The 14,702-nt window shown below is 64.4% G+C and carries 14 protein-coding genes; 8 read left to right on the forward strand and 6 right to left on the reverse strand.

Going from position 1 to position 14,702, the window contains the following annotated elements; translation table 11 throughout:
* Positions 1 to 22: 22 nt before the first annotated feature.
* Entirely contained in the window at positions 23 to 541 is a 519-nt protein-coding gene (locus RTK35_RS29790; RefSeq protein WP_316909662.1) for a DUF3592 domain-containing protein, read from the reverse strand.
* A gap of 338 nt (positions 542 to 879) precedes the next feature.
* On the opposite strand from RTK35_RS29790, the gene RTK35_RS29795 reads away from it, so the two are divergent.
* The 4 genes from RTK35_RS29795 to RTK35_RS29810 all read left to right on the forward strand — a co-directional run bounded on the left by RTK35_RS29795 (position 880) and on the right by RTK35_RS29810 (position 7,700).
* Positions 880 to 2,487, forward strand: a complete 1,608-nt coding sequence (locus tag RTK35_RS29795; protein ID WP_316909663.1) for a diguanylate cyclase — start codon at positions 880 to 882, stop codon at positions 2,485 to 2,487.
* 94 nt (positions 2,488 to 2,581) lie between these two features.
* Complete coding sequence (gene imuA / locus RTK35_RS29800) at positions 2,582 to 3,208, forward strand: translesion DNA synthesis-associated protein ImuA (protein WP_107330784.1); 627 nt, start codon at positions 2,582 to 2,584, stop codon at positions 3,206 to 3,208.
* A 2-nt stretch (positions 3,209 to 3,210) separates the two neighbouring features.
* Positions 3,211 to 4,623, forward strand: coding sequence for a DNA polymerase Y family protein (locus RTK35_RS29805; protein WP_316909664.1), 1,413 nt, complete (start codon positions 3,211 to 3,213; stop codon positions 4,621 to 4,623).
* On the forward strand, positions 4,620 to 7,700 hold the full coding sequence (locus RTK35_RS29810) for an error-prone DNA polymerase (protein ID WP_316909665.1): 3,081 nt from the start codon (positions 4,620 to 4,622) through the stop codon (positions 7,698 to 7,700). Before RTK35_RS29805 ends, RTK35_RS29810 begins: the two co-directional genes overlap by 4 nt.
* Positions 7,701 to 7,750: 50 nt before the next feature.
* Here the strand turns inward: RTK35_RS29810 and RTK35_RS29815 are convergent, their stop codons facing one another.
* From RTK35_RS29815 to RTK35_RS29825, 3 genes are read right to left on the reverse strand one after another with little or no spacing between them, the layout of a single operon-like run.
* The gene (locus RTK35_RS29815) at positions 7,751 to 8,419 is read right to left on the reverse strand and encodes a DUF799 domain-containing protein (protein ID WP_044404210.1); all 669 of its coding nucleotides are present in this window, start codon (positions 8,417 to 8,419) and stop codon (positions 7,751 to 7,753) included.
* The gene (locus RTK35_RS29820; protein ID WP_044404236.1) at positions 8,416 to 8,763 is read right to left on the reverse strand and encodes a DUF4810 domain-containing protein; all 348 of its coding nucleotides are present in this window, start codon (positions 8,761 to 8,763) and stop codon (positions 8,416 to 8,418) included. The genes RTK35_RS29815 and RTK35_RS29820 overlap by 4 nt, the downstream gene beginning before the upstream one ends.
* A gap of 26 nt (positions 8,764 to 8,789) precedes the next feature.
* Complete coding sequence (locus RTK35_RS29825; RefSeq protein WP_044404206.1) at positions 8,790 to 9,473, reverse strand: CsgG/HfaB family protein; 684 nt, start codon at positions 9,471 to 9,473, stop codon at positions 8,790 to 8,792.
* 443 nt (positions 9,474 to 9,916) lie between these two features.
* Between RTK35_RS29825 and RTK35_RS29830 the strand changes: the two genes are divergently transcribed.
* Both RTK35_RS29830 and RTK35_RS29835 read left to right on the forward strand, forming a co-directional pair.
* Positions 9,917 to 10,270: a DUF3592 domain-containing protein gene (locus RTK35_RS29830; protein WP_172433230.1), complete on the forward strand. Its 354-nt coding sequence runs from the start codon at positions 9,917 to 9,919 to the stop codon at positions 10,268 to 10,270.
* A 137-nt stretch (positions 10,271 to 10,407) separates the two neighbouring features.
* A complete protein-coding gene (locus RTK35_RS29835) occupies positions 10,408 to 10,782 on the forward strand; it encodes a hypothetical protein (RefSeq protein ID WP_172433229.1) in 375 nt (124 codons plus the stop codon).
* Positions 10,783 to 10,867: 85 nt separating this feature from the next.
* On the opposite strand, the gene RTK35_RS29840 is transcribed toward RTK35_RS29835, so the two are convergent.
* Together RTK35_RS29840 and RTK35_RS29845 are read right to left on the reverse strand one after the other, a co-directional pair.
* Complete coding sequence (locus RTK35_RS29840) at positions 10,868 to 11,188, reverse strand: hypothetical protein (protein ID WP_172433228.1); 321 nt, start codon at positions 11,186 to 11,188, stop codon at positions 10,868 to 10,870.
* Between the two features lie 25 nt (positions 11,189 to 11,213).
* Positions 11,214 to 12,364, reverse strand: a protein-coding gene (locus RTK35_RS29845; protein WP_316909666.1) for an IS3 family transposase whose coding sequence is annotated in 2 segments (ribosomal slippage) — positions 11,214 to 12,127 and positions 12,127 to 12,364 — 1,152 coding nt in all. Because the reading frame shifts where the segments join, the coding sequence is not laid out codon by codon here.
* A 239-nt stretch (positions 12,365 to 12,603) separates the two neighbouring features.
* On the opposite strand from RTK35_RS29845, the gene RTK35_RS29855 reads away from it, so the two are divergent.
* Positions 12,604 to 13,620 (forward strand): hypothetical protein, encoded by a 1,017-nt coding sequence (locus RTK35_RS29855; protein WP_316909667.1) that lies wholly within the window; start codon positions 12,604 to 12,606, stop codon positions 13,618 to 13,620.
* A 118-nt stretch (positions 13,621 to 13,738) separates the two neighbouring features.
* Positions 13,739 to 14,572: an HNH endonuclease gene (locus tag RTK35_RS29860; protein ID WP_316909668.1), complete on the forward strand. Its 834-nt coding sequence runs from the start codon at positions 13,739 to 13,741 to the stop codon at positions 14,570 to 14,572.
* Positions 14,573 to 14,702 lie beyond the last annotated feature (130 nt).

Raw genomic sequence — 14,702 nt, forward strand, 5'->3', positions numbered from 1 at the left:
CGCTTGCGCGGTGTTCTGCACATCAGGCCGAGGTTTCCCGCGGCACGAACAGGCGACGAGTCAGCATCAGGTGGAGGATGAAGGCAATCAACGCGGCCAGCGGGATCGCCATCAGCGCGCGGGTGATACTGGAGCCCAAATCGGCCTGTTTCTGTAACACCTCAAGGCGACCGAAACGGGACGGTTCGGCATTGGCGTAGGCAACCTTCACCGAGGCCCCCTCCTTGAGGTAAGGCGTGGCATTGGAGGCTGAGGTCTCGAAGATGCCGTCATAGGCCTTGCCGGCCACCTCGAAGACATAGTGGAAGTGGTAGGTCTCGCTGGTACGACCGCGACGATGATGCTCCTCGGTCACGGTCTCCAGATTCACCGGCGCCATCACCTCGGAATGGTCCTTGAGAATGGCGTTGGCATCGAAGTAGTTGAGGATCGCGGTAACGATGAGGTAGCCGGCGCCAATCAAGGCGGCGAGGCTCAGCAGGACCATCGAGACCTTGCTGAGGCCACGGTGGGTTTCGGGCGAAATCTTGAAGCTGATCATGGTGTTCCTTCCGGTTGGTTGCAGTGTCCTGGCATGCAACGGATGGAGTGACCAATGGACTTATCCACCCGAGGTAACCATGGAAAGATGCACGGCACCGGAGCAAGCAGCACGCACGCGCTGCAGCACGGACCCATCCTTCCATGGAAAGTCAGTAGCACTAGGCTAGCATCCAGCTTCAAGGGAGTCCCTTGATTGAAGTCACATCCTGATACATTTGTTGCAAGGCCGATGGCAGGCCGCTGCGCGACAGGGATCGCACTGTCGTCAATGGGCCATGGACGGAACGCTGAGCCTCCACTTCATCCAGTTCAGATAGCCGTTCTAGAGGTACCGATGTGAGCACCACGGCTGACCGATTCTCTTCCCTGCTGCATCTGGTGCGCCTGCACTTCGGCGTTGGCGCCGTTGTGCTCATCGAGCCCGACGGTCCGCTCGCCTGCGACGGTATCGACCAGCAAAAGGCCACGCGCGCGCTGGTTTCCGGTACCCCGCAACTGGTAGGCCGCTGCCCCATCGCCGATGGCGGCGAACTGCTGCTGTTCGACGACCAACCCCGCGAGGTGAACCCGGACGCACTGGCCGAATTCGCCAACCTGGCGAGCGAATTGCTCAACCGGCACCGCGAAGTGTCGGATATGAGTGAATGCCTGCGGGTGCTGAAGGAAAACGAGCAACGCCTGGCCCTGGCCGTGGCCGGCAGCGGCACCGGCATCTGGGACCGCGACGTGGTCAACGGACGCATCCACTACTCGCCGGGCTGGAAGTCCATGCTCGGCTACGCCGTCGGGGAAATCAGCGACCGCATCGAGGACAGCTACGGCCGCATCCATCCTGATGACCTGGACTATGTGCGCCGCACCATGCTCGACCACTTCGAGCAGCGCACCCCCGACTACCAGGTGGAACACCGCCTGCAACGCAAGGACGGCAGCTACATCTGGGTCAGCAGCCGCGGCAAGGTGGTCGAGCGCGACGAACAGGGCCGTGCCCTGCGGATGATCGGCACCACCACCGACATCACCGAGATGAAGCGCATGGCCCGCCGGCTGGAACAGAACATCGAACTGCTGACGGACCTCACCAACGAGATCCCCGGCATGGTCTTCCAGTACCTGCGCCACCCCGACGGCAGCGGCGAATACCGCTACGTCAGCGCCGGCAGCCTGGACATCTACGGCCTCTCCCCCGAGCAGGTGAAGGTCGGGCGCGAACGCATCCTCGCGCTGATCCACCCCGACGACCTGCCGGGCTACCTCAACGCCCTGGAAACCTCCGCCATGGCCCTCACCCCCTGGCACCGGGAATACCGCGTGTGCCTGGCCAGCGGCGAAGTGGGCTGGCGCCTGGGCAATGCCCACCCCAAGCGCCTGGGCGATGGCAGCGTGCTCTGGCACGGCTTCATCACCGACATCAGCGAACAGAAGCGCATCGAGGCCGAGCTGCAGGCCCTGGCCATCACCGACTTCCTCACCCAACTGCCCAACCGCCGGCACTTCATGACCCGCCTGGAAGAGCAGCTGGCCCGCCTGCAACGGCCCGGCAACAGCGGCGCAGCACTGCTGATGTTCGACCTGGACCACTTCAAGGGCATCAACGACCGCTGGGGGCACAGCGCCGGCGACGAGGCCCTGCGCCACTTCGCCACCCTGCTCAGCGAGCAGATGCGCCGGGTCGACTTCGCCGGGCGCATGGGCGGCGAAGAGTTCGCCGTGGTGCTCAACGATGCCGACCACCGCAGCGCCATGGTCTTCGCCCAGCGCCTGCAGCAGCGCCTGGAAGACGTGCCGCTGCTGTACCAGGGCGAACGCATCCCCCTGACGGTGAGCATCGGCATCACCACCCTGGGCGCCGACGACATCACCGCCGCCGGCGCCCTGTCCCGCAGCGACATGGCCCTGTACCGGGCCAAGGCGGAAGGCCGCAACCGCATCGAGGTGCACTGACGCACCATCCGTCCGGACGCCGCACGGCAGCTTGACCGCCTTCGGGGAGTGAAATTACTGTATTTATATACAGTAATTTCCGACACACCCTCCCATGCCCACCGTCGTCGCCCTCGACCGCCTGTTCAACGAGCGCCGCCTCTGGCGCGGCCAGGCCACGCCCGCTGCACCTGCCAGCCGCTACCCCAGTGGGCACGCCGCGCTGGACGCCGTACTGCCTGGCGGCGGCTGGCCGGAAGCGGCCCTGAGCGAGCTGCTGGTGGGCCTGCCCGGTGTCGGCGAACTGAGTCTGCTGCTGCCCACCCTTGCCCGCCTCAGCCAAGCCGGTGAGCGCATCGTGCTGGTGGGGCCACCCCACCTGCCCTACCCGCCCGCCTGGCAGGCCGCCGGGGTGGACCTGGGTCAGCTCAGCCTGGTCCAGGCCCAGGGTCGGGATGCCCTGTGGGCCGCCGAGCAGTGCCTGCGCTCCGGCAGCTGCGGCGCCGTGCTGGCCTGGCCGGACCGGGCCGACGACCGCGCCCTGCGTCGCCTGCAGGTGGCAGCCGAAAGCGGCCAGACCCTGGCCTTCGCCTACCGCTCCCTGGGGGAAGCCCAGAACCCCTCGCCCGCCGCCCTGCGCCTGGCCATCGAAGCCAACCCGGCGCGCCTGCGGGTGATCAAGTGCCGGGGCGGCCAGCCCAGTGCCCGACCGATCCCGCTGGATGCGCGGGTGGGACCCTGACCGTGCGCTGGGCCTGCATCCTCTTGCCCCAGTTGGCGCTGGACGGCGTGCTGCGCGGCCGGGATGACCGCCAGACGCCGCTGGCGCTGCTCACCGGTCCCGCCCAGCGGCGCATCTTGCAGGCGGTCAACGAGCCGGCGCGGGCCCTGGGGCTGCGCCCAGGGATGGCCCTGAGCGCCGCCCAGGCCCTGGCCTCCGGCTTCGAGCAGGCCGAGTACGACACCGAGTCCATCGAGCGCTGGCGCCTGTTCCTCGCCGCCTGGGCCTACGGCTTCAGCTCCCAGGTCAGCCTGCACTACCCACGCTGCCTGCTGCTGGAGGTGCACAGCAGCCTGGGCCTGTTCGGCCCCTGGCCACGCTTCGAGGCCCGCTTGCGGGCCGAGCTGCAAGCCCTGGGCTTTCGCCACCGCATCACCCTGGCGCCCAACCCGGCGGCTGCACGCGCCCTGGCCAACGTGCACGACGGCCTGGCCGTGGACGACCCGGCCCTGCCCTCGGCCATCGGCGCGCTGCCGCTCGCCCGCATCGGCCTGGAGCCGTCGCAGGCCACCGCCCTGGCCCGCATGGGCCTGCGCCAGGTGGCGCAGGTGCTGGCCCTGCCGCGCAACGAACTGGCACGACGCTTCCCGGACGGGGTGCTGCAGCACCTCGACACCCTGCTCGGCCGACAGCCCCAGGCGCTGGCTTTCTACCGCCCGGCGGACCGCTTCAGCACCCGCATCGAGCTGAACTTCGAAGTGGAGTCCACCCAGGCCCTGCTCTTCCCCCTGCGCCGCATGACCGCCGACCTGGCGGCCTACCTGGCCAGCCGCGATCAGGGGGTGCAGCGCTTCAGCCTGTACCTGGAACACCGCACGGGCGCGCCGACCCTCGTCGAGGTGGGCCTGCTGAATGCCGAACGCGAGGCGGCCCTGCTGCTGGAATTCGCCCGCGGCCGCCTGGAGGCCCTGCAGCTGCCCGGCCCGGTCATCGCCCTGCGCCTGGACGCGGAGGACCTGCCGGCCTTCGTGCCGGACCGTTACAGCCTGTTCGACGACCGCCCCCAGCAGAACCTCGGTTGGGAGCAACTGCGCGAGCGCCTGCGCGCGCGCCTGGGCGACGACGCCGTGCAGGGACTGATGACCCAGGCCGACCACCGCCCCGAACGGGCCTGGCGCCCGGGCTTCGTGCCCCTGGCGACCCCGCTGCCGGCCACGGGGCCACGCCCGGCCTGGCTGCTGGCCGCGCCCCAGCCCCTGCCGGAGGGCTCGGTGCGCCTGCTGGGCGGGCCCGAGCGCATCGAGTCCGGCTGGTGGGACGGTGAAGACATCCGCCGCGACTACTACCGCGTGCTGACCCACCGGGGCCAGCAGGGCTGGGCCTTTCGTCCGCTGGGTGAAACAGGCCCGCTGCAGTTGCAGGGCTGGTTCGCATGAGCGCGCCGGACTACGCCGAGCTGCACTGCCTGTCCAACTTCAGCTTCCAGCGCGGTGCCTCCAGCGCAGCGGAACTCTTCGAGCGCGCCCGGCAACTGGGCTACCGCGCCCTGGCGATCACCGACGAATGCACCCTGGCCGGTGCCGTGCGGGCCTGGCAGGCCGCCAAGGCCACGGACGTGGCGCTGATCCTCGGCAGCGAGCTGCAAGGGCCCGACGGCGAGCGCCTGGTGCTGCTGGTGGAGGACATCGCCGGCTACCAGGCGCTGTGTCAGTTGATCACCCGCGCCCGCCGACGGGCGCAGAAAGGCGACTACCGCCTGCTGGACGCGGACTTCGAAGTGCCCCTGGAGGGATTGCTGGCGATCTGGTTGCCCACGCCGACCAGTTGCCCCGAGGCCGGCCAGCGCTGGCTGGCGCGCTTCCCCGGCCGGCTGTGGCTGGGCGTCGAGCTGCACCGGGGGGCAGACGACGACGTCCGGCTGCAACGTCACCTTCACCTGGCCCGCCAGCTGGCGATACCGGCGGTAGCCTGTGGCGACGTGCACATGCATGCCCGGGGCCGGCGCGCCCTGCAGGACTGCATGACCGCCATCCGCCATCACCTGCCTGTCGCCGAGGCCGGGGCACGGCTGTTTCCCAACGGGGAGCGGCACCTGCGCCGCCGCGAGGAGCTGGCCGCGCTCTACCCGCCCGAGCTGCTGGCCGAGACCCTGCGCATCGCCGAACGCTGTCGCTTCGACCTGGGCCAATTGAAGTACCACTACCCCCGCGAGCTGGTGCCGGAGGGTCATACGCCCGCTACCTGGCTGCGCCAGCTGGTGGAAGACGGCGCGCGCTGGCGCTGGCCTGGCGGTTCCAGCGAGAAGGTCCGCACCCAGGTCGAGCATGAGCTGGCCCTGATCACCGAGCTGGGCTACGAAAGCTACTTCCTCACCGTCCACGACATCGTCCGCTTCGCCCGGGAGCAGGCCATCCTCTGCCAGGGCCGGGGCTCGGCGGCCAACTCGGTGGTGTGCTTCGTGCTCGGCATCACCGAACTGGACCCGGCCCACAGCCGGCTGCTGTTCGAGCGCTTTCTCTCCCGCGAGCGCAAGGAGCCGCCGGACATCGACGTCGACTTCGAGCACGAGCGCCGGGAAGAGGTCATCCAGTACGTGTTCCGCCGCTACGGCCGCGACCGGGCAGCGCTGACCGCCGTGGTCAACACCTACCACGCCGCCGGTGCGGTGCGTGACGTGGCCAAGGCCCTCGGGCTGCCGGCCGATGCCATCAACGCCCTGGCCACCTGCTGTGGCCGCTGGAGCGACCACCTGCCCACCGAGGCGCGCCTGCGCGAGGCGGGCTTCGACCCGGGCAGCCCGCTGCTGCACCGCATCCTGGTGCTGTGCGGCGAGCTGATCGGCTTCCCCCGCCACCTGTCCCAGCACCCGGGAGGCTTCGTCATCTCCGAGCACCCGCTGCCGACGCTGGTGCCGGTGGAGAACGCCAGCATGGCCGAGCGCACGGTGATCCAGTGGGACAAGGACGACCTCGATGCCGTCGGCCTGCTCAAGGTGGACGTACTGGCCCTGGGCATGCTCAGCGCCCTGCGCCGCTGCTTCGACCTGCTGGCCGCCTACCGGGGCCAGCGCTGGACCCTGGCCAGCCTGCCTCGGGAAGACGCGGCCACCTACGCGATGATCAGCAAGGCCGACACCATCGGGGTCTTCCAGATCGAGTCACGCGCGCAGATGGCCATGTTGCCGCGCCTGCGGCCGCAGACCTTCTACGACCTGGTGATCCAGGTGGCCATCGTCCGCCCCGGCCCGATCCAGGGCGACATGGTCCACCCTTACCTGCGGCGGCGTAACGGCGAGGAAAAGGTGGAGTACCCCTCCAAGGAGCTGATCCCGGTCTTCGAGCGAACCCTGGGGGTGCCGCTGTTCCAGGAGCAGGTCATGGAGCTGGCGGTGGTGGCGGCGGAATACACCCCCGGGGAAGCGGACCAGCTGCGCCGGGCCATGGCTGCCTGGAAACGTCATGGCGGGCTGGAGCCGCACCGCATCCGGCTGACCGAGCGGATGCTGAAGAAGGGCTACACCCCCGAGTTCACCGCGCGCATCTTCGAGCAGATCAAGGGCTTCGGCAGCTATGGCTTTCCCGAGTCCCACGCGGCCAGCTTCGCCCTGCTCACCTACGCCAGTTGCTGGCTCAAGTGCCACGAGCCGGCAGCCTACGCCTGCGCCCTGGTGAACAGCTGGCCGATGGGCTTCTACAGCCCCGACCAGGTGCTGCAGGACGCGCGCCGCCACGGCATCCGCGTGCGCCCGGTGGACGTGCGCTACAGCGACTGGGACTGCAGCCTGGAGGACGAAGGCGAGCCGCAGCCGGCCATCCGCCTCGGCCTGCGCCTGGTGAAAGGCTTTCGCCAGGACGACGCCGAGGCCATCGGACAGGCACGCCGGCAAGCCCCCTTCCAGGACGTGACCGACCTGTGCCTGCGCGCCCGCCTGGATGCCCGCGCCCGTGAGCGGCTGGCCGATGCCGGCGCCCTGCGAGCCCTGGCCGGGCACCGTCACCGCGCGCGCTGGGCCATTGCCGCCGTGGAGCCGCAGCTGCCGCTGTTCGCCGCCCTGCCCGCTCTGATCGAAGCGCCGGTGGCCCTGCCGCTGCCCAGCGTCGGCGAGAACCTGATGGCCGACTACGCCACCCTCGGCACCACCCTGGGCCCCCACCCGCTGACGCTGCTGCGCGGCGCCCTGCATGCCCAGCGCTGCCGCAGTTCGCGGGAGCTGGCCGAGGTGGAATCGGGGCGCCCCATCAGCGTCGCGGGCCTGGTGGTCGGCCGGCAGCGCCCGCAAACCGCCAGCGGAGTGACCTTCGTCACCCTGGAGGACGAGTTCGGCATGATCAACGTGGTGGTCTGGCGCGACCTGGCTGAACGCCAGCGCCAGGCCTTGCTGGGTTCGCAGCTGATGCGGGTGGACGGTCACTTCGAGTGTGCGGACGGGGTGCGCCACGTGATCGCCGGACGCCTGCGGGACCTGTCAGAACTGTTGACCGGGCTGGATGTGCGCAGCCGGGACTTCCACTGAGCAGAAGCCCGGCTGGAGCGATGGCGCCCCGTGAAGGGGCGCCGAACGGATCAGTCGGTGCCGTACTTCGGCGAACGCGGACCGTAGAGCAGGCCACCGTTGTAACCGGTGGAAAGCAGCCGGGCACTGGTGATGCCGGCAATGGGATAGGCGGCATCCTCGACGGAGCTGTTGATGATCTGCTTGACGGCTGCGGTGACCAGCATGCCGACCAGGCCGCCCCCGTTGTTGTTGTTGCCCTCCTCGCTGGAGGCACTGGCCGAGCCGGTCCACAGGGTGGTACCGGTCTTCAGGTCCACCAGGCGGGCGCTGGCGGTGACGATGGCAGCGCTGCTGAACACCATGTACTGGGTGCCGTACTGGGTGACGGTGATGTACAGCGCCGCATCGGCCCCGTAGACCTCATGCAGCTTGGCCGGCGGCAGCTGGTGGATGTCGCCCGGGGAAGTCAGACCGTTCTGGCGGAAGGTCTCGTCCACTAGGGCCACTGGCAGCACGTAGTAACCGGCCTCGGCCAGCGGGTAGGTGACCTGGGACATCATGCCGTAGGTGGCCTTGACGTCCGGCGACTCGTTCAGCGGCGGCAGCACCAGGATCGAGCGCGGGCGGGCCTCCTTGTAGGCGGAGTAGTCGACGCTCTTCTGGGTCGAGGCGCAGCCAGTGACCAGGGCGCCGAGGACGCAGCAGACCAGCAGTCGGGACAGGTGGCGAAGGCTCATTGCGCACCTCCCTTGGCGTTCTTCAGCAGCATGTCCATGTAGGTGGCGGACTCGGGGAACAGCGCCTTCTCGGTTTCGAACTCACGCACCATCTGGTCATCCTTGCCGATGCTGGAATACAGCAGGCCGAGCTGGGCGTGGTAGCCCGGCGGTACGGCGCCGTTCTTGGCCTTGATCTTCTGCAGGTCGGCTTCCAGCGCCTCCACCTGGGCTTCCTTGGACTCGCCCTTGAAGTACTGGTTGACCTGGGTCTGGTAACCCTCCCACTGGTAGAGGGTCTTGGGCCCGCTGCAGCCGGCCAACATGGCGCTCGCCAGCAGCAGTGCGGCAAGCGAGGTGTTCATCGGTTTCATTGCATGACGTCCTTGTTTCAGTTCTGCGGTTTCCAGGCGCCGCTGTCGACGGCCGCGACCAGCTTGTTGACGGCTTCGCGCATGGCCAGGTCGAGCACCTTGCCGTTGAGGGTGGAGTCGTAGCTGGCAGTGCCGCCGAAGCCGATCACTTCACGGTTGGACAGGGCGTATTCGCCCGCACCCTGGGTGGAATAGACGACTTCGGAGGTGGAGATGTTGACGATGTTCAGCGCCACCTTGGCGTAGGCGATCTGCGTCTTGCCACGGCCAAGGATGCCGAACAGCTGGTGATCGCCCACTTCCTTGCGGCCGAACTCGGTGACATCACCGGTCACCACGTAGTCGGCACCCTTCAGGCGCTGGGCCTGGCCCTTGATGGCGGCTTCCTGCTGGATCTCGCTCATGTTGTCGCGGTCCAGCACGTTGAAGCGGTTGGTCTGCTGCAGGTGGGTGATGAGGATGGTCTTGGCCTGGCCACCGAGGCGGTCGACGCCGTCGGAGAAGATGCCGCGCATGTAGCTGGAGCGGTTGTCGAACTTGCCGACGGCGATGGGTGCGCGCGGGCCGCTGTAGGGACGGTTGACGCTTTCGACCTGCTGCACCGCGACGGCGGTGGAGGTTTCGGTGGCGCAGCCGGACAGGCCGGCCAGGGCCATGGCTGCCAGGACCGGCAGCAGGGCACGCTTCGAGACGATGCTCATGGAGACTCTCCTTGTTTTAAAAGCCAAGGCCTTCGCCACCGGCAGACCGGGCGAAGACCGAAATAATGAGGGGGAGCGGCCGCAACCGGCTCATCGGGTTGGACGTGCCAACGAGGGTGCGATCAATAACGGGGAAAGGCGTGAAAAACGACGACATCCGATGTCCTGCGACTGCGACAACTCCTGGATTCACCCCGCCGCCAGTGGGTTGCAGGGCAAGGCCTGGGCCGGGCGCGCGGAGATTAATGGCATTTGGCTTTTACGCGCAGCACCTGCCGACGGACGGCTTGATAGCACGGTTTGCGGGGTGTTGTCGCGGGTGACATGGCAGCGCTGTGACAGACTTGCCGGCACGGCATCGCGTGGTCGGAAATCTCCGTGCTAGGATCGCCCGCCGCGCGCAATGCCTGTTGCGTTATCCGGAGAGATTCAGGGACGAATGCATGAAAATCGGAACGTTTATCAAAGCCGGGGCTTGGACAGCAGCCCTGTTCTTCGGCGTGAAGGAAATCCTGACCTTGCAAAGCTGGACTGAAACCAGTGCAACGGTCACGACCATTTCCTACTCGCGCCACTCCGACTCGAAGCGCCTGGGTGGCGGCTACTACACCGTCTTTATCGATGTGGCCTATGAAGTAAAAGGCACCCACTACACCGACCGCAGCAGCACCGACATCAGCCTTGCCAGCCTGCAGACCTATCTAAAGCTGTACAAACCTGGGACCCGGATGAAACTCAAGTACGACCCCAAGGAGCCTTGGGAGTCGGAAGTCATCACGCCAGGCTGGCGGGGCTGAGCACCTCCTCAAGAGGCTTGGCGAAGCGGCTCGCTCCTTCCGACTCACCACCATCCCCATCCTTCACAGATCGATTGCCCAGCCTGCGACTATGCTTGCCGACGAGGTAATCCGCAGGACAACGAGGAGATGGAACGATGAAAAAGACAATGCAGGCGCTGGCCGGAACCGCACTGATCCTGATGAGCGCCGGCGCATCGGCCAGTGATGTCGGCTTCGGGATCGGCATCAGCTACGTGTTTGGCGAAGGCCCTGCCCTGGGGATCAAGGCCTTCTCGAACGACGAGGACAACGAAGCCGTTGTCTCGGTAGGCCTCGACTACGTGTTCTCCAGTCAGTCGATCCGCCCGAACATCGGCGTCGGCTACCAGGGGGAAGGCTATTACGGCGATGCCAACGTGGGTTACTCGCTGGAGAAACAGACCGTGGACTTCGGGCTGGGCGGCGGCTGGTCCAACTCCGACGACCACAAGAAACACCGGCCAGAACCGGCACCGCCCGTGCTTATCTGACCAGCGCCCGGCACGTAAACCCTCCCTGGGCCCGGCGTCGAGCCCAGGGACACACCGAAAAGCCCGCCATTGAGCGGGCTTTGCATCAGCGCCAACTGCCAGGCTGCTGGACCAACGGCGAAGTATTGGACGCATCCTTGCAGGCGCGGTAAGCAATGGCCTGGGATTTTTCGTCAGGCTTGACCGGAAATCCGGCCTCCTCCCCGTTGTATCCCCACTCGCCCAACGCGCAATCGACCCACAAGACCTCCGTGCCGCTGCTTCCATTGTCGAGTTCTATCACCGCCTGGGACTCCGCCAGCAGCTCGACCGAGACCACCTTCAGCCCGCCGCCGATCAGTTCCTCTGCAGACGCAGCGACAGGAATCAGAGCCGCCGCAGCAACCGCCAAGAGCACAATACGCATCGATCACTGAATCGCCCCGGCTTCCCTAGACACTCTCCAAGCTTTGGAAATAACGCTTTTCATACTCCACTGGCGATAGCTGCATAGCGCTGCTGTGCCGGCGTTTGGGGTTATAAAACATCTCGATGTAATCGAATACATCACTGCGGGCCTCTTCGCGGGTGCCGTAGGTTTTCCGTCGGACACGCTCACGTTTCAGCAACTGGAAAAAACTCTCCGCTACCGCGTTGTCGTGGCAGTTACCGCGTCGACTCATGCTACTGATCAGGTTGTTGGCCTTGAGGAAACTCTGCCAGTCCGAACTACTGAACTGGCTGCCTTGGTCGGAGTGAATCATCACTTCCTGGTTTGGCTTGCGCCGCCAGACCGCCATCAGCAACGCATCGATAGCCAGGTCGCTACTCATCCGTGGCTTCATCGACCAGCCAATCACCTGGCGCGAAAACAGATCCAGCACTACCGCCAGGTACAACCATCCCTCATAGGTGCGGATGTAGGTGATGTCGGTGACCCAGACCTTGTTCGGTTCGCTGACGTTGAACTGCCGCTCCAGGCGATTAGGCGAAGCCACCGTCGGCTTGCCTCCGTAATAGCCGGGGCGCCGACGATAACCGGTCTGCGAACGCAGCCCCTCCACCTGCATCAGGCGAGCCACGCGGTGCCGGCCACAGGACTCGCCCAGCTCACGCAGGTCGTCGTGGATCTTGCGGTAACCGTAGACCCCGCCGCTTTCCAGCCAAGCATGCTTGATCAATCCGAGCAGGCGCTGATCTTCCTTCTCGCGTGCGGATTTCGCTTCGGCCAGCCAGGCGTAGTAACCACTGGGATGTACCTGGAGGGACTGGCAGAGACGCCGCACCGGGTACTCCACCGACAGCTTGCTAATGACGGCGTACTTCAGCCGGACTCCTTGGCAAAGTACGCGGCGGCCTTTTTTAGGATGTCTCGCTCTTCGGTCACCCGCTTGAGTTCGGCGCGCAAGCGACGTAGCTCGACCTGCTGATCATCTACCTGCTGCCGCTGTGCTTGGGGTTTGCTGTAGCGCTTTACCCAGGCGTACAGGCTGTGCGCGGACACGCCTAGACGCTCTGCCACATCGGCAACGCGCAAACCGCGCTCGGTGATGTGCTTGACCGCTTCGATTTTGAGTTCTTCGGGGTAACGTTGGTTGCTCATGGCACCTCCTGATGGGCCTCATTATGAGGCTTGGAGGTGTCTACGGAACTAGGGGCGATTCAAACAGTGCGGCTCTCAGAGGCTAAACGAGAAACACTGATGCAAGCATCGTAACGTGCAATCTAGCTTGACCATGGCGGCGGCGCTCATAACGAGCCTGTCGCGGCAGGTGCCGTGTTTCCAGCTCTCTTTAGGCCAGCCAAACATGTACTCGATGGTGCTCCGCAGGGTTCCGTAAGATGCCTGAAGCCGAACATCCCATTTTTTGGGTGCATCCTCGTACCCAAGTTGCAGACATCGAATGCCCTGCTACGATAGCAAAACAACATCAAAACAGGGATGTAATCATGAAATCAAAAATAATATTCATATTTCTAATCCTACTAATTCAAGGCTGCTCTTACAAAAACCTACGCGAGCCCGATCCTATTTCAGCCTGGGATAGCAAGGGCCCAGTTGAACCCCTTAAGAAGCTATCCAGACACTACAGCGACTATCAAATTGGCGCCGCCAAAAACCACTCTGTACTCGGCCAGATCGCTATTGCAGGAGCAGGGGTATCAGTAATTGGCGCAGCGGCAAAATCGAATTCACGAGTTTACAAATCTTCCGCCGCGATAATAGCCACAGCGCTAGGCTTCGATTTTTGGGGAAATTTTTCAGAGCAACGCCAGATCTATAGCGACGCTCGAGCCCAATTAGACTGTGCAATCCCCTATATTGAATTTATTCATCAACAACGGAACGAAGTACAAGGAAAGCTGCAAGCAGCTAAATCCAACCGAGCAAAAAGTATCGCAACCATTGAGGCTGGACTAGCTAGCCTTGCAGGTGGCGCTCATACATTTTTAGCCCCGATCGCAAGTGATACCTCTCGCAAGAAAGATGTCTCGCCGTTGTGGCTGGCACGCGCAGAAATTGCTACAGATGATGCCATCTCGGACATTTCAAGAGCAGAGGATATAACCAAGTTTCTTCGCCAAAGAGTACTTCTAGATGTTGACAAGCTTCAACAGAAGGTCGAGCAGCAAATAGCCGACAGATCCTTTAAAACCGAAGAAACTATTAAAATCATCACAACCCCACGAAGCGGAAACAAGGGTCAAGGCGACGAAGAAGCAAATCTTGTACTACTTGCGGCAGACGATAACCAGGCTCTTCGTCAAGCCAGGCAAATAATAAATGCGTTCAACGAATATGAAAAATGCATTGCAGTAAAACAACCGAATACGCCCGGAACTCCTACCGAGCAATAGCACCACATCGATTATCACAGTTTAGCCGTGCTGAATTTAGTAGTAGCGCGGCCTACGCCAGCACTTTTCGTACAGAACCTAGTACTCTCTGCGCTTTTTCAAACGCCAAGGAAAGCGCATGAGCACCATCCCTGAGATCGCCTTCGAGATCGGCCAGGTGTACGACCGCCGCAAAGACATTAACGGGCCGTTCGGCGGTGCCTGGCAGAGCGGTATCTCACCCTCAACAAAGACGGCGGCGATCTTCATCTTCAGCGGCGAAAGCGGCGAAAGCGGCGAACAGTACGGCTACAGGGACGGCTTCGACGATCGCGGCGTCTTCCACTACACAGGGCATGGCCAGGTCGGCGATATGCAACTGACTGGTGGTAACCGGGCCATCTTCGAGCACGCCCGTGACGGGCGCTCCATTCACCTGTTCAAGTCGCTTGGGAAGAAGGCGGGAAAGAGTCTTGGCCAGCGTTACCTCGGCGAGTTCGCTTGCGCCGATCTCACCTGGACGACTGGGCCGGACAGGGAAAAGAACATCCGCAAAATCATGGTGTTTCACCTTGTCCCAATTGCCCGCGTTGCAGAAGCACTGGTTGAGGAGTCCGCCCAGACGGATCTGCCCTCGACCCTCGCTGCAGCTCGCCAGCTCGCCTTGAAAGCCATGGAGCCCGTCGAAGCCCGCGGAGAAAACAGCGCGCTACGCAACATCTACAAGCGAAGCGCCCAGGTGAAGAACTACGTACTCCTGCGAGCAGAGGGCAAATGCGAGGCCTGCGGAAAGCCGGCCCCCTTCTTACGCAAAGACGGCACGCCCTACCTCGAACCGCACCACATCAACCGGCTTTCCGACGGCGGCCTAGACCACCCTCTCTACGTGGGCGCCATCTGCCCGGATTGCCACAGGGAGATTCACTACGGTGTGGACGGCCAGAATAAGAACGACAATCTAAGGAAAGTCTGAAGAAGACTTCCCGAATCTGGTGAAATACACCGATCCCGTTGCCTAAGTTCTCCGATGAAGCAGATGACCTTCGCCGACGCCGAGTACGCCGGTAAGCGCAAGCAGACCCGCAAGGAGCTGTTCCTGATCG

The sequence above is a fragment of the Pseudomonas sp. zfem003 genome, from assembly GCF_032621675.1.
GTDB lineage: Bacteria > Pseudomonadota > Gammaproteobacteria > Pseudomonadales > Pseudomonadaceae > Metapseudomonas > Metapseudomonas otitidis.